Below are 16,956 nucleotides of genomic sequence, written 5' to 3'. Positions count from 1 at the left end.
TCAGTCCCCCTTCTTGGCGATGACGGATCGCGCGATGAAGTTGACGACGAGCGTCAGCAGGAACAGCACGAGACCCGCCGCGATGTACGCGCCCGCCGAGATCTCGTTGTTGAGTTCCGCGTAGTCCGCCGCGATCTTCGAGGCGAACGTGGCGCCGCCGTCGAAGAGGCTCCAGGTGAACTCGCGGCCGACCGCGCCGGTCAGGATGATCGCGAGCGCGATCGTCTCGCCGAGCGCGCGGCCGAGGCCGAGCATCGAAGCGCCGATGTAGCCCGCCTTGCCGAACGGGAGCACCGTGGTGCGGATGACCTCCCAGCGGGTGGCGCCCAGCGCCAGCGCGCCCTCGATATGCGGGGTCGGGGTCCGCTCGAACACCTCACGGGACAGCGAGGTGATGATCGGCAGGATCATCACGGCCAGCACGATGCCCGCGGTGAAGATGGTGCCGCGCAGGTCCGGCGAGACGTTGCCCGCCGCGAAGAGCGGGATCCACGAGAAGGTGTCGTTGACCCACTGGGAGAAGGGCTCGATCGCGGGCGCGAAGACCATCAGGCCCCACAGGCCGTAGATGATCGAGGGGACCGCGGCGAGCAGGTCGATCACGTACGCGAACGGCCGCGCCAGCCGCTTCGGCGCGTACTGGGTGAGGAAGAGGGCGATCCCGAGCGAGATCGGCATCGCGATGATCAGCGCCAGCAGGGACGAGTACACCGTGACCAGCAGCAGGCCCATGATCCCGAAGCGCATGTCGTCCGGGGTGGTCTGCCAGACCTGGCTGGTCAGGAAGTTCACGTTGTCGGCCTGCAGCGCCGGAATGGCCTGCACCAGCAGGAACAACCCGATCAGGCCGATCAGCGAGACGACGAAGACGCCGGCTCCGGTGGTCAGGATCTGGAAGATGCGGTCACCGGGTCGCACCGTCCTGGAATTGGGGCTCGCGAGTCGCACCGAGGACTTCTCGGGCGGTGACGCGGCAGATTGCTCCGAAATCGGGTCCTCCGTGAAGGTCTCGCGGACGCCAGAACGCCCACCGGGGTCGCCGGTGGGCGTTCTGGGCGAAGACGAATCGCTCATCGACTACTTCGTTTACTGATCAACCTAGAGGTCGTCGACAGGTCAGGCGATGGCCTTGACGGCGGTCAGGACCTTGTCCTGCAGGCTCTGCGGGATCGGCACGTAGCCCTTCTCCGAGAGCGGCTTCTGACCGTCGGTGGCGGCGACGTTCAGGAACGCCTTGACGGCCTTGGCGACCTCGGCGTCCGCGTACTTGGAGCAGACGATCTCGTAGGTCGCGAGGATGACCGGGTAGGCGCCGGGCACGTTGCTGGAGTAGATCGCGTCCAGGTCGAGGGCCAGGTCGTTCGAGCCCTCCTTCTTGAACTTCGCCGCGTCGAGGGACTTGGCGACGTTCGCCGCGTTGAGCTCGACACCGCCGGAGCCGCTGTCGATGAGGGCGGTGCTGATGCCGTCCTTCGCGAACGCGGACTCGACGTAGGTGATGGCGCCGTCGGCGGACTTCACGGCGTTGGCGACACCGTTGGACTTCTCCGCGCCGTTGCCGACACCGCCGTTGAACTTCTTGCCGTCACCCTGGGTCCAGGCGCCCTTGGACGCGACCTTCAGGTACTTCTGGAAGTTGTCGGTGGTGCCCGACTCGTCGGTACGCGAGATGACCTGGATCGGCTTGTCCGGCAGGTTGAGGCTCTCGTTGCCCTTGACCGCCTTGATGGCCGGGTCGTTCCACTTGGTGATGCCACCGTTGAAGATCTTGGCGGTGACCTCGGGGGTCAGGGTCAGCTTGTCGACCCCGGAAAGCTTGTAGGCGACGGCGACCGGGCCGACGACGAGCGGGAGGTTCCACGCGTCGGAGGCGCACCGGGCCTTGGCCTTCTCGGCCTCTTCGGCCTTGAGCGGCGAGTCCGAACCGGCGAAGTCCACCTGGTTCGCGTTGAACTGCTTGATGCCGGCGCCCGAACCGCTGGGGTTGTAGTTCACCTTCTGGCCGGAGCACTTGGCGGCGTAAGCCTGCACGAAGATGTCGATCGCGTTCTTCTGCGCGGACGAGCCCTCGGCCGAAAGCGGGCTCTTGCCGCCGCATTCGACATTGGCCGCGCCACTCGGAGCGGCGGCGGCGCCCGTGCTGTCGGGCTTGGTCGCCGCCGGGTCGGATCCACAGGCGCCGAGCACGAGGGCGGCGGTGGCCACGATGCCGATCGCGCCCGCGGGCCGCATGATCTTCACTGCATTTCCTCCACTGGGAGACTTTCGCCGGATCGGTGGAACGGGAGCGTTCCTTCCGGACCCGGACACTAAGCACCGACAGTGGACAGGCGGCCGTCTAAGGGTGAACGACAGGTGAACAAGGCGGCCGATGTGAGCAGCGCGACTACTCCGAAAGTGGCCCGTGTCCCAGCCGTGACCTGCGCGTCTGCTCTCCGTGACCGGTCAAGTGCCGCACGTGTGAAGGCGGTTACCGAGCGTATTGAACGTCGACCTCGTATCGGGTGAAGCCGAGCTTCGAATAGACCGCGAGCGCCGGCGCGTTGTCACCTTCGACGTACAAGATCACTTGGCCCAGCCCGCGATCACGGAGGTACCGCAGCCCGGCGAGCGTGAGTGCCTTCCCGAGACCGCCGCCCTGGGCGTCCGGATCGATGCCGACGACATAGACCTCGCCCGCGGGCTCGCCGCCGAACCGGCCGGGGACGGCGTCGTGGACCTTCGTCCAGTGGAAGCCGATGACCTTCCCGTCCTCTTCCGCGAGGAAGAAGCCCTCGGGGTCGAACCAGGCTTCCTTCTCGGTCGCCCGGACCTCGTCGACGGTCAGGGCGCCCTGCTCGGGGTGCCAGTCGAAGGCGCGCGCGTTGACGCGGACCATCGCTTCCTCGTCCTGACCGGGGACGAACGTCCGCAGCGTGACGCCTTCGCGCGTCACGGGTTCCGGCCAATCGGCCGTCTCGACGTCCGCGTGCAGGATCAGCAGTTCCCGCGCGCGCTCGAAGCCCTCGGTCCCGGCTATGTGGACGGCGGCGGGGTGGTCGCCGTGCGCCCAGACGCGCAGCGGCTTCCCGTCGACGTGGTCGACGAGCGCCCTGGTGGCCGCCCGGCCGTGACCGGACCGGCGGTGCGCGGGATGGACGAACAGTTCGGCGACCTGGTTGCCGTGCGAGTCGCCTTCGGTGTCCAGATGCGCGTACACGACCAGCTCACCGTCGACGTGCCCCAGCAGGTGCTGTCCACCGGGGAAACCGGAGTCCAGCGGATCGCCGTCGGCCTCGCGCACGGCGAGGAGGAAGTCGTGGATCTCTTCCGTGTCCGGTTCACCGGTCCAAGCCAGATCGAGCATGAAATCGACCCTACCCGGGAACCCGGCACCCGCCTGGACGTCTTGTCAGACAGGAAAGGGGACTCAGTGCGCGGAAAGCTCGCTCGGCTCGTAGACGCTCGCGTCCGGGGCGATGGCCTGCTTGGCGGCCCCCTTCGAAGGCCGCTCGAACTTGTAGCCGACGTTGCGCACGGTCCCGATCATCTGCTCGTGCTCCGGCCCCAGCTTCGCGCGCAGGCGCCGGACGTGGACGTCGACCGTGCGCGTGCCGCCGAAGAAGTCGTAACCCCAGACCTCCTGCAGCAGCTGAGCACGGGTGAACACCCGGCCGGCGTGCTGGGCGAGGTACTTGAGGAGCTCGAACTCCTTGTACGTCAGTTCGAGGGTGCGCTTGCGGAGCTTCGCGGTGTAGGTCGCCTCGTCGATGACCAGCTCGCCGACCCGGAGTTCGGCGTCGACCTGCGCGGCGCCGCCGTCGCGGGTGGTGACCAGCCGCAGCCGGGCGTCGACCTCGGCGGGACCTGCCGTCGGGAGAAGGATGTCGTCGGTACGCCATTCCGCACTGACCGCGACCAGCCCGCCTTCGCCGACGACGGCGATGACCGGCGTGGAGGTTTCGTCCTCACCGGCGCCCTTGAGCAGGCGGCAGAGGCTCTTCGCGGAGGCGAGATCGCTCCGGGCGTCGAGGACGATGACGTCGCGGTGGCCGGCGTCGAGCAGCGCGGTCACTTCCGGAGCACGGACGCGTACGGTGTGGGGCAGCAGATCCAGAGCGGGCAATACCGTGGTGGCATCTGCTTCCGCGGTCAGTACCAGAAGGTCCAGGCTCATCGCCGCACCGCCTTCAGTCGTGGTCGCCTCGAACGTGGCTACAGCCGGTGCTTGGTGAGAATAGCGGGTGAACAGCCGAGGACCTACCCCGTGCTGGATCGATCACACCTGGCCAAAGAGGTTTACGAAGGAGATTCGACGCGATGGTGAGCAGGCCCGTGGCGCAGCACGACCGACCGTCTTCCGGCCGGTCCGCCAAGCGAGGGAAGCGCCGTGGCCGGGGCTGGCTCATCGCCCTCGCGGTGCTGGTGGTGCTGCTGGTCGGGGCCGATTTCGGGGCCGCGGCGTTCGCCGAGCACACGATCTCCCAGAAGGCACGCCAGCAGCTGGGACTGGCCAACGATCCGGCGGTCACGGTGCACGGTTTCCCGTTCCTGACCCAGGCCCTTTCCGGTGACTACAGTCACATCACGATCAACGCCCAGGGCGTCGCCGTTCCGCCGAGGCTGCGGGACGTGGACTTCAACGCCGACATGAGCGACGTCACGGCCCCGCTGTCGGACCTGACGTCCGGCAACACGAAGTCGATCGTCATCGGCACGCTCAAGGGCGAGGTGACGATCAAGGCCGCGGACATCGCGCGGCAGGCGCCGCTGGACAAGATCGAGAACCTGAAAATCGAGCCCGTCACCGAGGACTACGTCCGCAACGGCGACAGCGGTCAGGGCGAGACGAAGCCGACCGCGACGAACGAGAACGGCGAACCGGTCGACACCGCCAGCACCGGGATCCGGGTTTCGGGCAACGTCCAGATCGCCGGGCAGAAGGTGGAGATCTTCTGCTTCGCGATGATCGAACTGGACGGGCAGAAGATCCGTCTCGAACCGAAGCGGCTCCAGTTCGGGAATGACAAGGAGACCACCGTCGTTCCCCAGGCAGTACAGGACGCGCTGCTGCCGAACTTCAACGCGACCATCGACACCGGCGCGATGCCGTTCTCGGTGACCCCGACGTCGGTGCGCGTGAACAGCGGCTCGGTGACCATCAAGGGTGAAGGCAAGAACGTCGCCTTCAGCGGAGCGAAGCCCCAGGGGTGATCTGCGAATGACAGGAGTGTGGGTGCTGCTGGGCGTCCTCGTGCTCGGCGGGGTCGCCGGCGCGCTGTTGCAAGCGCGCAACGGCCGCATCCGCGCGGCGAAGTCCAGTGCGCCCACCCTGCCCGGTCGCGTCTCGGACGCCCTCGCGCCCGAAGGTGTCACCCTGGTCCAGATCTCCACGACGTTCTGCGCGCCGTGCCGCCACACCCGCGCGATCCTGTCCGCGCTCGCGGAGAAGACCGACGACCTGACCCACGTCGATCTGGACGTCACCGAAACCCCCGAAGTCGCCCAGGCGCTGTCGGTGCTGCGAACCCCGACGACCTTGGCCTTGACCGCGGACGGCCGGGAGGTCTTCCGCGTCGGCGGCGTTCCCCGAGGTCAGGAGCTTCTCGAAGCCCTGGAGCCCCATCTGATCCCGGATTCCGGGAAGCGTCCCAAGGTGTGAACACGGTTCCCAACCTGAGGGAGCTCTGCGTACCCTCGTGCCCGTGAACCGGCTGCCCCGAACTTTGCTGACCCAGCGCCGCGCAGTGGACCTGTGCCGCGTTCGCAGCAGCCTGTGTCCCGGCGTTCGCTGAACCACGCCTGCGCGTGCCCGTCCGGCACGCACCTCTTTCCCTCTCGTTCGCAGGAGGAACCATGTCCGCAGGACCGGCCGTCGACCCCCGTGGTCCGCGTTTCGCCGCCATCCTGACGACGATCGTGCTCGCGGTCGTGCTCATCACCCAGTGGTGGCCACTGCTCGCGGCGCAGGCGGTGGTGTTCGCAATCGGCGCCTTCATCGGCCTGAAGCCGGCGCCGTACTCCCTGATCTATCGCTACCTCGTCGCGCCGCGGCTCGGCCCCACGACCGAACGCGAGGACGCCGCCCCGCTGCGGTTCGCGCAGGCCGTCGGGTTCGTGTTCGCCGTCGTCGGCACCGTCGGGTTCGCCACCGGCCTGACCGCGCTCGGTTTCGTCGCGACGGCGTTCGCGCTGTTCGCGGCCTTCCTCAACGCGGCGTTCGACTTCTGTCTCGGCTGCGAGATGTACCTGCTCGTCAAACGTTTCAGTCCCAGCCCTCGCGCGTCCTAACCCAGAAAGAGAGTCAGCTCCATGAGCCGTGAAGACGTCCTGGTCACCACCCAGTGGGCCGAGGAGAACCTGGACACCCCGGGTGTCGTGTTCATCGAGGTCGACGAGGACACGACCGCGTACGACAACGGACACATCCGCGGGGCGGTGAAGTTCGACTGGCGCAAGGACCTGCAGGACGGTGTCCGCCGCGACTTCGTCAACAAGGAGGGCTTCGAGAAGCTGCTGTCCGAGAAGGGCATCTCGAACGACGACCGCGTGATCCTCTACGGCGGCAACAACAACTGGTTCGCCGCGTACGCGTACTGGTACTTCAAGCTCTACGGCCACGACAAGGTGCAGCTGCTCGACGGCGGCCGCAAGAAGTGGGAGCTCGACGGCCGCGAGCTGAACTCGGACGAGGTAAAGCGCGAGCCGGCCGAGTACAAGGCCAAGGAGCAGGACCTCTCGATCCGCGCGTTCCGCGACGAGGTCGTGGCCGAGATCGGCAAGAGCAACTACGTCGACGTGCGCTCGCCCGACGAGTTCTCCGGCAAGCTGCTCGCCCCGGCACACCTGCCGCAGGAGCAGTCGCAGGTCCCGGGCCACATCCCGGGCGCGCTGAACGTCCCGTGGGCGAAGGTCGCCAACGAGGACGGCACCTTCAAAACCGAGGAAGAGATCAAGGAGCTGTACTCCGACGAGGGCCTCGACGAGTCGAAGGCCACGATCGCGTACTGCCGGATCGGTGAGCGCTCGTCCATCGCGTGGTTCGCGCTGCACGAGCTCCTCGGCTACGACCAGGTGAAGAACTACGACGGTTCGTGGACGGAATACGGCTCGCTCGTCGGCGTGCCGGTCGAGTTGGGAGCTAAGTGATGGCTGACGACAGCTGCGGCGCACCGGCCCAGGAGGCCACGCCCGCCGATTACGACACCCGCGGCCAGGTCGTGCTGGCCGGCAAGGTGACCGGTTCGGAGGGTCCCGTCGGCGGCGCCTTCGTGCGGTTGCTGGACGGCGGCGGCGACTTCACCGGCGAGGTGGTCTCGTCGGCCGACGGCGATTTCCGCTTCTACGCGGCCCCCGGTGACTGGACGGTGCGCGCGCTGCACCGCTCCGGCAACGGCGAGGCCTCCGTCACCGCGCAGGGACCCGGCGTGCACCAACTCGCCATCTCTGTGTCATAGGTCGCGCGCTGACGGAAAACGTGCCGAAGGGGCGTCGTTCCGCATTCACCTCACGGTGAGTGCGGAGGGCGCCCCTTCATCGCGTTTCCGTGGGCCTCCGGCCCAAAAGAGGCGCGCGACGTGAAGTCTCCGTCGGGCGCGGAGCGCCCTTTGGGAGACCGTGTGGGCACTACCACCACCCCTTCGCGGGGCCGTGCCGGTCGGCAGCGACTAAAGTGCGTGGCGTGGAGATCCTGTTTACGACCCTGCTGGTGCTCGCCGGCGTCGCGATCACCTGGTTCGCCGTGTACGTCGTCTACCGGCTTTACGCGGACCAGCGCTGACCGATGACGGCTAGTGGCGACGAGGCCATCCAGGCCGCGGAGAAGCGCGCGGAAAGCACGCGCGACCGGAACCTTCCGCAGTTCGACGACATGCCCATCCCGGGCGACACCGCGAACCTGCGCGAAGGAGCGAACCTCAACGACGCCTGCCTGGCGCTCCTGCCGCTCGTCGGTGTCTGGCGCGGCGAGGGCGAGGTCGACTATCCGACCATCGACGGCCCGTACCGGTTCGGCATGCAGCTGACCATCGCGCACGACGGCCGCCCGTTCCTCACGCACGAGGCACGAGCCTGGCTGCTCGACGACGACGGCAAGGTCATCCGTCCCGCCGCGCGCGAATCCGGGTTCTGGCGTCCGCAGGCCGACGACACGATCGAGCTGCTGCTGACCCACAACACCGGCATCGTGGAACTCTTCTACGGCAAGCCGCGCGGCAAGGCCTCGGTCCCGGCCTGGGAGCTCGGCACCGACGCGGTCGTCCGCACTTCGACCGCCAAGGACGTCACGGCTTCGCAGCGGCTCTACGGCATCGTCAACGGCGAGCTCGGCTACGTCGAGGAGCGCGCGATGATGGGTCAGGACCTGCAGCCGCACACGTCGGCGCTGCTGCGTCGCGTGGTGGGCTGACCCCGTTCCCATGCGGTGGCGTGCCTACGGCGAGCACGCCGCCCTGCTCGACTGCGCCTCCCTCGCCGAGTCGATGGCGGCGCACGCGACGGTCACGTCCGCGCGTCCGCCCGGGATCGCCGAACTCGTGCCCGGCGCCCGCAGCCTGCTCGTGGTGGAAATCCCGGGTTCGGCCGCCCTCGCGGCCGTCCGCGAACTGCTCGCGGACGCCGACCTCGAACATCCGCCGGAAGGCCGATCCCGCGAGATCACGCTCGACGTGACCTATGACGGCGAAGACCTCGAACTCGTCGCGCGGGACGCCGGAGTGTCCGCTGAGGACGTCGTCCGGCTGCACACCGGCGCCGTCTACACCGTGGCCTTCACCGGTTTCGCGCCCGGATTCGGTTACCTGACAGGGCTTCCCGAGCCGCTGCGGCAGCCACGGCTGTCGGCCCCGCGCACTCGCGTGCCGCCGGGCTCGGTCGGCATCGCGGGCGAGTTCACCGGTGTGTACCCCCGTGTCTCGCCCGGTGGCTGGCGGTTGATCGGCCATACCCGGACCGTCCTGTTCGATCCGCGCGCCGACCCGCCCGCGTTGCTGGCGCCCGGCGACCGCGTGCGGTTCCGGAGTGCCGGATGAGGGCCTTGGAAGTGGTCGAGACCGGTCCGCTCGCGCTGGTACAGGACCTCGGCAGGCCCGGTTTCGCGCATCTCGGTGTCCCGCCGTCCGGCGCGCTCGACGTCCCGGCGCTGCAGCTGGCCAACCGGCTCGTCGGCAACGACGAAGCCGCCGCGGGAGTCGAGTGCCTGTTCGGCGGGCTACGGCTGCGCGCCACGACGTCCTGCACCATCGCGGTGACCGGCCCCGCCGTCGCCGTGGAGGTCGACGGGCGCCCAGTCGGCTCGCACGCGCCGGTTTGGCTGGCGGCGGGGCAGGTCTTGGCGATCGGTGCTCCCGCCTCCGGACTGCGGTGCTACCTGGCGGTTTCCGGCGGGATCACGGTCGACGCGGAACTCGGCAGCCGGTCGCGGGACGTCCTGTCGGAGATAGGGCCGGCGCCGCTGAAAGCGGGCGACGTCCTCCCGCTCGGCACGCCGTCCGTCCCCGGAGGTGCCGACGTCGTGCTCCCCACGGTGGCACCGGCCGAGCTCGTCGTGCCGATCGACCCGGGGCCGCGGGCGTACTGGTTCGAGAACCCGGCGTCCGGGCTCGCGAAGACCTGGACGGTGACGGCGGAATCGAACCGCGTCGGACTCCGGCTCGACGGGCACGCGTTGACTCGCGCGGCCGAATACGCGGAGCGGGAACTGCCGAGCGAAGGCCTGCTGACCGGCGCCGTCCAGGTGCCGCCGAACGGTTTGCCGGTGGTGTTCTTGGCGGATCATCCGACTACCGGCGGTTATCCGGTGGCGGCCGTGGTGAGACAGGCGTCACTCCCGGCCCTCGCGCAGGCCCGACCCGGAACCCTTCTCCGCTTTCACTCGTCCACGAGGGTGTGGAACAGGTAAAGGTCGACGGTGGCATGGGTGTCATCGACACGAATTCGGTCCCCACCCAACCAGAGCTTCCGCAGTCGCTGCGGATCGCGCTGGCCACCGGTCAGATGCGGCGCCCGCTCGGCGATACGCTCCGCCCGCTTCTCGATCTCTTCGCCGACGGCGAATACCAGGTCGCCGGACCCGAACGGCTGGCCGAGGACCGCTACCTGACCCCGAGCGCCGACTGGCCGCCCGCCGACGTGTCCCGCGTCGGCTACTACCGGACGGCGATCAAGAGCGGGCACCGGCCGGTCGCCATCGTGCTGGAGACCACCGACGCGGCGGTGATCCTCGACGGGCACCACAAGATCGCGGCCTACCGCGAAGAAGCGATCCTGCCGCACCTGCTGATCATCAGCCCGCTCGGCTGATGGACGCCCCGCGGTTCCGCGATCCGCAGACCCGGATCGAGGACTTCGCGGACGAGCCGATCCTCGTCGTCTGCCCGCGCTGCGCCGGCCGTGCCTCGGCCACACCCGATCGGCTGACCTGCGCGGGCTGCGCCCTGGTGCGTGTTCCTCCCGACCCCGACTACCGCGCGTGGAATCGTCCGGTCGACCCGTTCTTCCGCGAGCCCTTATGGCTGCGCGCCGACTGCTGCGGCGGGCACACCCTCTGGGCGTTCCACGCTCGGCACCTCGACCTGATCGAACGGTTCGTCGCGGCGAAGCTGCGCGCGACGCTCAGCTGATCGCGTACTCGCTCTCGTACGCGGCGGCCAGCTCGGCGTGGATCGCGCTGGAGTCGGTGAGCGCGACGCCGTCGAGCGTGTGCACCCTGGTCAGCTTGCGGACCGACGACGCGAGGAACAGCCCTTCGCCCTCGGTGAGATCGGAGACCTTGAGCGGCTCGACCTTGACCGACCAGCCCGCCCGTTCGGCGCCGCGGAACAGCGCCGCCTGCGTCGTCCCCGGCAGGATTCCGATGGTCGCCGGCGGCGTGTAAAGCGTCTTGTCCTTCGCGAGGACGACCGTCGAAGTCGGACCTTCGAAGACCGTGCCGTCGGCGGCGGTGAAAATCACATCGCTCGCGCCACGGCGGCCCGCCTCGCGCAACGCGGCCATGTTGACGCCGTAGGAAATCGACTTCGCGCCCAGCAGCAGCCACGGCGCGCGCTCGGCGAGGTCGGGCTCGAAACCGCGTTCGAGGGTGATCGCCGCGACGCCTTCGACACGGGCCCGCTGGACCTTCTCGTCGATCTCCACACCGAGCGCGAACCCGAACGGCTTCGCCTCCGGATCGCCGTCGATTCCCCTGGTGTACACCAGTTTCAGCGCGATCTCGGCCGGGCCGGACCAGTTGTCGATGACGACCTGCGCGGCGCGCTCCCAGGCGGCGAGGTCCGGCTCCGGCAGGTCGAGCATGGCCGCGGAACGGGCCAGCCGCTCGAGATGCGGGCGGAGCTCGCGGGGCCGTCCGTCGACGACGAGGATCGTCTCGAACACGCCGTCGCCGCGAAGCAGTCCCAGATCGTCCACCCGCAGGTGAGCGGCTTCGGGGTCGGCCAGGGTCCCGTCGAGGAAGGCAAGCACGCGCATGGGGACACGGTACTCACTAGCATGGGTTTCATGCCCTACCGCTCCCCCCTGCTCGACCTTCCCGGACCGATCGCGGCACCCGACGGGCATCCGGAAGAAGGTGTCCCGTGGCATTGGGGAGACCCCTTCGCCGAGCAACGGACGGCCGCGCGCGGCGCGGTCGTGATCGACCGTTCGCATCGCGAAATCCTGGCCGTGACCGGGGAAGAACGGTTGTCCTGGCTGCATTTGGTGATCTCGCAGCACGTCACCGGGCTCGCCGAAGGCACCGGCACCGAAGCGCTCGTGCTCGACAGCCAAGGTCGCGTCGACACGCATATGGTGCTCGCGCACGCGGACGGCACGGTGTGGCTGGACAGCGACAGGGGCGCGGTGGCCACCAGCGCGCTGCCGTCCGGTGGCAAGCAGACTTTGCGCGAGTACCTCGAAGCGATGAAGTTCTGGTCCAAAGTGGACATCCGCGATGTCTCGGACGAGCTGGCGCTGCTGACCGTCCTCGGTCCCGACGCGGACCGCGTGCTGGACTCCGTGGGCGTCTCCGTGGGCTCGGACCCGTACTCGGTCGTGGCGATCCCCGGCGGTTTCGCGCGGCGGATGCCGTGGCCGGGACGCCACAGCGTCGACCTCGCCGTCCCGCGCGCCGAACTCGCCGACTGGTGGCGGCGCCTGACCGACGCGGGCTCGCGACCGGCGGGCAGCTGGACGTTCGACGCGCTGCGGGTCGAGTCGCTGCGGCCGCGGCTGGGCCTCGACACCGACGAGCGCACGATCCCGCACGAAGTGAACTGGGTCGACTCCGCCGCGCACGTGGCGAAGGGCTGCTACCGCGGACAGGAGACCGTCGCGAAGGTCCACAACGTCGGGCGGCCGCCGCGGTACATGGCGCTGCTGCACCTGGACGGTTCGCCGGAGATCACGCCGGAAACCGGCGATCCGGTGGTGCTGGGCGAGCGGACGGTCGGCCGCGTCGGCAGCGTGGTGCAGCACCACGAGCTGGGACCGATCGCGCTGGCGCTGGTCAAACGCTCGACGCAGCCGGGTGCGGAGCTGCTGGTGGGCGCCGAGGACCGCGTGGTGCAGGCGGCCATCGATCCGGACTCGGTGCCTGGTGAGGCGTCGGCGCCCGGGCGGGAAGCGGCTCAGCGGCTGCGGGGGTAGGCGGGGTCCTCTGCGGCTCGGCTCGGCTCGGCTCCGCGCCGTTCCGTGAAGGCCTCCTTGCCTACCTTGAGGGTAGGGAAGGAGGCCTTCACTACCTGCAGGTGGGTCACTTTCGCCTCACTCGTCACAGCGACCTCACTGGCCACGGCGACGACTGCGCGTGAAGGCCCTTCCCTCGACTGAGCGCTGGAAACTCGCCCTTCACTCACGACCCAAGTACATGAAGGCCCCTTCCTTGCGCCTAACGCCATGAAGGGCCTTCAAGTACTTCCATCCCGCCCACCACAGCCATCCACAAGTTGTCCACAACGTTGCCCACCTGTGGACAACTTCGCCGACCAGCACTTTTCCGCCTCCACCCACGGTAGACTGGACCAGGGGCCGCCCCCGGGACGGGTGGGGGGCGCGCTTTGGAAGGAACCGAAAGAGCGGCAGCGGCGGAGGGTGCCGTCGGGGGCGGAGATCCTTGTGGTATCGCTCCCTGCGGAGCATCTTCGCTGGAGCGCGATAAGCTACGCGGGTGATCGAAGTCCGGCCCGGTGGTCGCCGTCGTATCGACCGCGTGCTCGGCCCTGGGTATCTCAGCGACCTCGGCGAGCTGACCCTTTCCGTGCTGCGCGAGCGCCGTGACGAGGCCGCGCAGGAGGAGACCGACCTGTCGTACCTGCGGCGCCTGCTGCACGCGCGGATCGACATCGTGCGGGCCGAGCAGGAGCGCAGGAGTTCGGGCGGCGAGAGCAGCGTCGTCGAGCGGCTGGTCGCGATCCTGGCGGACAACGCGATCGGCCCGGCGACGGGTTCGGGCAGGCACCAGCGGCTGGAGCCGTCGCGCGCGGGTGAGCACCGCCGGTTCGCCGAGGCGCTCATCGGCGACACGGACCTTTCCGACGTCAGCACTCTGTCGGACGAGGAGCTGGTCAACGCCCTCAACCGATACGCCGACGAAGAGGTTTCGGTCTCCTCGTACCGTCGCGAGGTCCAGGGCGTCATGGACACCATCAACGCCGAGATCGCGACCCGCTATCGCAAGGGCACGGCATCGGTCGACGACCTGCTCGACACCGAACGCGGCGGATCCGAGTGACGAACCCGGTCCTGGTCGAGGTCGTTCGATCCGGTTTCGTGGAGAGCGTGCACCGCGGCGCGCTCGTGATCACCGCCCCGGACGGCTCGGTGCGGTTCTCCGCGGGCGACATCGAGCGGCCGGTCTACCCGCGTTCGTCCAACAAGCCCCTGCAAGCCGTCGGGATGCTCCGCGCCGGACTCACGATCGGCGACGAAGAGCTCGCGCTGGGTTGCGGATCGCACAACGGCGAGCCCGGCCATGTCGAGGGCGCCCTCGACATGCTTTCCCGCGCGGGACTGACCGAGGACGCGCTGGCCTGCCCGCCCGCTTTCCCGCTGCACGAGCCCAGCATGCTGGCCGTGGCCTCGGCCGGGAAACGCCGCGCCGCCATGAACTGCTCCGGCAAACACGCCGCGATGCTCATGACCTGCGCGCAGCTCGGCTGGCCGGCCAAGGACTACGAGGCCGAGATCCATCCGCTGCAGAAGATCATCCAGGCCACCGTCGCGGACCTCACCAGCGAGACGATCGAGACGGTCGGCGTCGACGGCTGCGGGGCGCCGTTGTTCGCGTTCTCCCTCACCGGCCTCGCCCGCTCCTTCGGCAGGCTGGTCACGGCCATCGGCGGGCCGGAACGCCGGGTCGCCGACGCCGTCCGCGCGCATCCGTGGCAGGTCGCGGGCACCGGCCGTGAGGACACCGTGCTGATGCGGGCCATCGAGGGCCTGCTTTCGAAGGGCGGTGCCGAGGGAGTGCACGCGTTCGCCCTCCCGGACGGCACCGCGCTGGCACTGAAGAGCGACGACGGCGCGGCCCGTGCCCGGATCCCGCTGCTGCTCGCGACGCTGCGCCACCTCGGCATCGACCCTGGCGACGAGGCCGGCGACCTCGCGCGCGACGCGGTCCTGGGCGGCGGGAAACCGGTCGGCGAGCTGAGGGTCGCCGAAGGTCTCTACGGTTAGTTCGCGCGTTCCCGCGCGGCCAGGTCGCCCCAGAAGTCCCGCAGGTCGGCGAACAGTTCCGCCAGCTCGTCGACATTGCCGGTGCGGAGCGCGTCGAGGATGTCGTGCACCTCTTCGGCGGTCGTGTCGGCCTGGAGGATCGGGTCGGCGAAGAGCTGCACGAGACCGCCGTAGTCGAGCTCGACCGCGGAGCCGGGGTGGAAGCTGTCGAGCCAGCGTCGCGTCTCGAGCAGCACCCGGCCGGGTCCCGAGTCACCGAAGGTCGCTTCGAGCAGGTCCCCGACCTCGCGGGCGCGATGCCGCGCGTCGGCGATGGAAACCCGCCACGACGCCTCGCGTTCGGGGTCGTCACGGCCCTTGCCGAGTTTGACCCGGCGCATCCCGGGGTCGAACAGCACGAACCACGGAAGCGGGACGGTCCACGTCGTCGACAGCGTGTGCGAAGCCGAGGCGGACAGATCGCCGATGGCGGACTTCGCCCGCGAGCGGATCGTGTCGAGTGAAGCGCCGCCGGCGTCGAGCACCGCGTTCTTCAACGCGGGGTGCGCGTCGCCGAGGAAGGTCACCAGCGCCGCGGCCGAGCGTGCGCGGATCTCCATCGGGCAGATCAGCGGCCCTGGGCCGGCGTCGCCGTGCTCACCCTCCGGCACGTCCTCGGGATCCAGGACGAGTACATCGGTGACGAGACTGGGCGCGGCCCTGCCGTCCCCGAGTTCGGCGGGCAGCAACCGCCCCACATGCTGTGACTTGAGCCACAATTCCTGCTCGCGCGTCCCCGCGGCCGAACGATCGAGCCGGGCCGCTTCGACGGCCTCGAGCAGGCGTTCGTCCGGTGGATCCCCCAGCGCGAGCAGGGGCTCATAGACGCGGAGATAAGCCGCGAACGGACGGGGCACACGAGCATCGTGGCACGCCGACCTGCGACTATCGCCACCGACCGGCCGGTAACCGGCGTTCGGTGAACACTGTCGCCACCGGCACACCGTGCCACGTCGCATCCAACCCCCCGGACACGGTACGGTGTCAGCAGGAAAGAATTGTCGAGACGATGCGGGGCCGCCGATTCCCCCGGCCGCCCCGCCCCTGTGCGAGGGGGTCGAGCCATGGGGCGCGGCCGGGCTAAGGCCAAGCAGACGAAGGTGGCGCGCGAGCTCAAGTACAGCTCGCACGAAACCGACTTCGATGCTTTGCAGCGCGAGCTGTCCAGTAGTTCCTCGGAAGACAGGCACGAGGACGACAAGCGGTATGACGACGACCCGTACGACGGGTACGACGAATACCGCCGCTGAGCAACGCGTGACACGCGAGGGTGGATCCGGGCTTGCCCCGGGGACCGCCCTCGCGTGTCGCGTGCTGCCCAAAATATGAGGAGGTGCCATGTCTGACGTAGCGCGAGTAGGTGTCGTCGGGGCCGGGCTCATGGGCTCGGGCATCGCCGAGGTGCACGCGCGGGCCGGGCTGGACGTGATCGTCACCGAGGTCAACCAGCCGGCGCTGGACTCCGGGCGGGCGCGGATCGAGAAGTCGCTGCAACGCGGCGTCAAGAACGGGAAGCTCTCGCGGGAAGACGCCGACGCGGCGCTCGGACGGCTCCGCTTCACCACCGAGATCGGCGAGTTCGCCGACCGCGACCTCGTCATCGAGGCCATCCTGGAACAGGAGCAGGCCAAGGTCGAGGTGTTCCGGTCGTTGGACAAGATCGTCGAGCGTGAGGACGCGGTGTTCGCGTCCAACACCTCGTCGATCCCGATCATGAAGCTCGGGATGGCCACCGGCCGCCCGCAGCAGGTGGTCGGCATCCACTTCTTCAACCCGGTCCCGGTGCTGCCGCTCGTCGAGCTGGTGCCCTCGCTGCTGACCAGTGACGACACCGCCCGCCGTGCCGAGGAGCACGCGACCACGGCGTTGAACAAGACGGTGATCCGGTCGCAGGACCGCGCCGGGTTCATCGTGAACTCGCTGCTCGTGCCGTACCTGCTTTCGGCGATCCGGATGATCGAGTCGGGTTTCGCGTCCGCGGAGGACATCGACCGCGGTATGGAGCTCGGCACCGCGCACCCGATGGGCCCGCTGCGGCTTTCGGACCTGATCGGCCTGGACACCATCAAGGCGATCGCGGACTCGATGTACGCCGAGTTCAAGGAGCCGCTGTACTCCTCGCCGCCGCTGCTGCTGCGCATGGTCGACGCCGGCCTGCTCGGCAAGAAGACCGGCCGCGGGTTCTACAGCTACTCCTGACCTGGTTCCTCCGCGTTCAGTCCTCTGAATGCGGTTCTTGCACGCGCAACTACCGCATTCAGAGGACTGAACGCGAGGGTCCTAGAC

The 16,956-nt window shown here is 68.9% G+C and carries 21 protein-coding genes; 15 read left to right on the top strand and 6 right to left on the bottom strand.

Annotation, left to right across the window (positions count from 1 at the left end; all coding sequences use genetic code 11):
* The 4 genes from pstC to AC0685_RS04435 all read right to left on the bottom strand — a co-directional run bounded on the left by pstC (position 1) and on the right by AC0685_RS04435 (position 4,156).
* Positions 1 to 918 (bottom strand): phosphate ABC transporter permease subunit PstC, encoded by a 918-nt coding sequence (gene pstC / locus AC0685_RS04450; RefSeq protein ID WP_016338002.1) that lies wholly within the window; start codon positions 916 to 918, stop codon positions 1 to 3.
* A 198-nt stretch (positions 919 to 1,116) separates the two neighbouring features.
* The gene (gene pstS, locus AC0685_RS04445; protein WP_478224257.1) at positions 1,117 to 2,241 is read right to left on the bottom strand and encodes a phosphate ABC transporter substrate-binding protein PstS; all 1,125 of its coding nucleotides are present in this window, start codon (positions 2,239 to 2,241) and stop codon (positions 1,117 to 1,119) included.
* Between the two features lie 229 nt (positions 2,242 to 2,470).
* A complete protein-coding gene (gene mshD / locus AC0685_RS04440) occupies positions 2,471 to 3,346 on the bottom strand; it encodes a mycothiol synthase (protein WP_478224256.1) in 876 nt (291 codons plus the stop codon).
* A gap of 63 nt (positions 3,347 to 3,409) precedes the next feature.
* Positions 3,410 to 4,156, bottom strand: a complete 747-nt coding sequence (locus AC0685_RS04435) for a winged helix-turn-helix transcriptional regulator (protein WP_340686284.1) — start codon at positions 4,154 to 4,156, stop codon at positions 3,410 to 3,412.
* Between the two features lie 143 nt (positions 4,157 to 4,299).
* On the opposite strand from AC0685_RS04435, the gene AC0685_RS04430 reads away from it, so the two are divergent.
* The 10 genes from AC0685_RS04430 to AC0685_RS04385 all read left to right on the top strand — a co-directional run bounded on the left by AC0685_RS04430 (position 4,300) and on the right by AC0685_RS04385 (position 10,598).
* Entirely contained in the window at positions 4,300 to 5,193 is an 894-nt protein-coding gene (locus tag AC0685_RS04430; protein ID WP_478224255.1) for an LmeA family phospholipid-binding protein, read from the top strand.
* 7 nt (positions 5,194 to 5,200) lie between these two features.
* Positions 5,201 to 5,641: a TlpA family protein disulfide reductase gene (locus AC0685_RS04425; RefSeq protein WP_478224254.1), complete on the top strand. Its 441-nt coding sequence runs from the start codon at positions 5,201 to 5,203 to the stop codon at positions 5,639 to 5,641.
* 194 nt (positions 5,642 to 5,835) lie between these two features.
* Positions 5,836 to 6,270 (top strand): DUF4395 domain-containing protein, encoded by a 435-nt coding sequence (locus tag AC0685_RS04420; RefSeq protein WP_478224253.1) that lies wholly within the window; start codon positions 5,836 to 5,838, stop codon positions 6,268 to 6,270.
* 21 nt (positions 6,271 to 6,291) lie between these two features.
* Entirely contained in the window at positions 6,292 to 7,128 is an 837-nt protein-coding gene (locus tag AC0685_RS04415) for a sulfurtransferase (RefSeq protein WP_478224252.1), read from the top strand.
* On the top strand, positions 7,128 to 7,436 hold the full coding sequence (locus AC0685_RS04410) for a DUF1416 domain-containing protein (RefSeq protein ID WP_478224251.1): 309 nt from the start codon (positions 7,128 to 7,130) through the stop codon (positions 7,434 to 7,436). Before AC0685_RS04415 ends, AC0685_RS04410 begins: the two co-directional genes overlap by 1 nt.
* Positions 7,437 to 7,762: 326 nt before the next feature.
* Complete coding sequence (locus AC0685_RS04405) at positions 7,763 to 8,386, top strand: heme-binding beta-barrel domain-containing protein (RefSeq protein ID WP_478224250.1); 624 nt, start codon at positions 7,763 to 7,765, stop codon at positions 8,384 to 8,386.
* Between the two features lie 10 nt (positions 8,387 to 8,396).
* On the top strand, positions 8,397 to 9,008 hold the full coding sequence (gene pxpB, locus AC0685_RS04400; protein ID WP_478224249.1) for a 5-oxoprolinase subunit PxpB: 612 nt from the start codon (positions 8,397 to 8,399) through the stop codon (positions 9,006 to 9,008).
* Positions 9,005 to 9,877, top strand: a complete 873-nt coding sequence (locus AC0685_RS04395) for a 5-oxoprolinase subunit C family protein (protein ID WP_478224248.1) — start codon at positions 9,005 to 9,007, stop codon at positions 9,875 to 9,877. The genes pxpB and AC0685_RS04395 overlap by 4 nt, the downstream gene beginning before the upstream one ends.
* Complete coding sequence (locus tag AC0685_RS04390; protein WP_478224247.1) at positions 9,865 to 10,278, top strand: hypothetical protein; 414 nt, start codon at positions 9,865 to 9,867, stop codon at positions 10,276 to 10,278. Before AC0685_RS04395 ends, AC0685_RS04390 begins: the two co-directional genes overlap by 13 nt.
* Positions 10,278 to 10,598, top strand: a complete 321-nt coding sequence (locus tag AC0685_RS04385) for a TFIIB-type zinc ribbon-containing protein (RefSeq protein WP_478224246.1) — start codon at positions 10,278 to 10,280, stop codon at positions 10,596 to 10,598. The genes AC0685_RS04390 and AC0685_RS04385 overlap by 1 nt, the downstream gene beginning before the upstream one ends.
* Here the strand turns inward: AC0685_RS04385 and AC0685_RS04380 are convergent.
* Complete coding sequence (locus AC0685_RS04380) at positions 10,591 to 11,445, bottom strand: aminodeoxychorismate lyase (RefSeq protein ID WP_478224245.1); 855 nt, start codon at positions 11,443 to 11,445, stop codon at positions 10,591 to 10,593. The genes AC0685_RS04385 and AC0685_RS04380 overlap by 8 nt on opposite strands.
* A gap of 30 nt (positions 11,446 to 11,475) precedes the next feature.
* Here AC0685_RS04380 and ygfZ point away from each other — a divergent pair, with 30 nt between their 5' ends.
* The 3 genes from ygfZ (at position 11,476) to AC0685_RS04365 (ending at position 14,631) form a co-directional block, all read left to right on the top strand.
* Complete coding sequence (gene ygfZ, locus AC0685_RS04375; protein ID WP_478224244.1) at positions 11,476 to 12,603, top strand: CAF17-like 4Fe-4S cluster assembly/insertion protein YgfZ; 1,128 nt, start codon at positions 11,476 to 11,478, stop codon at positions 12,601 to 12,603.
* Positions 12,604 to 13,123: 520 nt separating this feature from the next.
* Positions 13,124 to 13,687, top strand: a complete 564-nt coding sequence (locus tag AC0685_RS04370) for an RsiG family protein (RefSeq protein WP_478224243.1) — start codon at positions 13,124 to 13,126, stop codon at positions 13,685 to 13,687.
* Positions 13,684 to 14,631: an asparaginase gene (locus AC0685_RS04365; RefSeq protein ID WP_478224242.1), complete on the top strand. Its 948-nt coding sequence runs from the start codon at positions 13,684 to 13,686 to the stop codon at positions 14,629 to 14,631. Before AC0685_RS04370 ends, AC0685_RS04365 begins: the two co-directional genes overlap by 4 nt.
* Here AC0685_RS04365 and AC0685_RS04360 read toward each other — a convergent pair.
* The gene (locus AC0685_RS04360; protein WP_478224241.1) at positions 14,628 to 15,527 is read right to left on the bottom strand and encodes a DUF8083 family protein; all 900 of its coding nucleotides are present in this window, start codon (positions 15,525 to 15,527) and stop codon (positions 14,628 to 14,630) included. The genes AC0685_RS04365 and AC0685_RS04360 overlap by 4 nt on opposite strands.
* A gap of 207 nt (positions 15,528 to 15,734) precedes the next feature.
* Between AC0685_RS04360 and AC0685_RS04355 the strand changes: the two genes are divergently transcribed.
* Together AC0685_RS04355 and AC0685_RS04350 are read left to right on the top strand one after the other, a co-directional pair.
* Positions 15,735 to 15,920, top strand: a complete 186-nt coding sequence (locus AC0685_RS04355) for a DUF3073 domain-containing protein (protein WP_007032561.1) — start codon at positions 15,735 to 15,737, stop codon at positions 15,918 to 15,920.
* A gap of 88 nt (positions 15,921 to 16,008) precedes the next feature.
* Positions 16,009 to 16,869, top strand: coding sequence for a 3-hydroxybutyryl-CoA dehydrogenase (locus tag AC0685_RS04350; protein WP_478224240.1), 861 nt, complete (start codon positions 16,009 to 16,011; stop codon positions 16,867 to 16,869).
* Positions 16,870 to 16,956 lie beyond the last annotated feature (87 nt).

The sequence above is a fragment of the Amycolatopsis sp. NPDC043889 genome, from assembly GCF_056435645.1.
The sequence above is the reverse complement of the archived record's forward strand: the minus strand, read 5'-3'. Positions and strand labels throughout refer to the sequence as shown.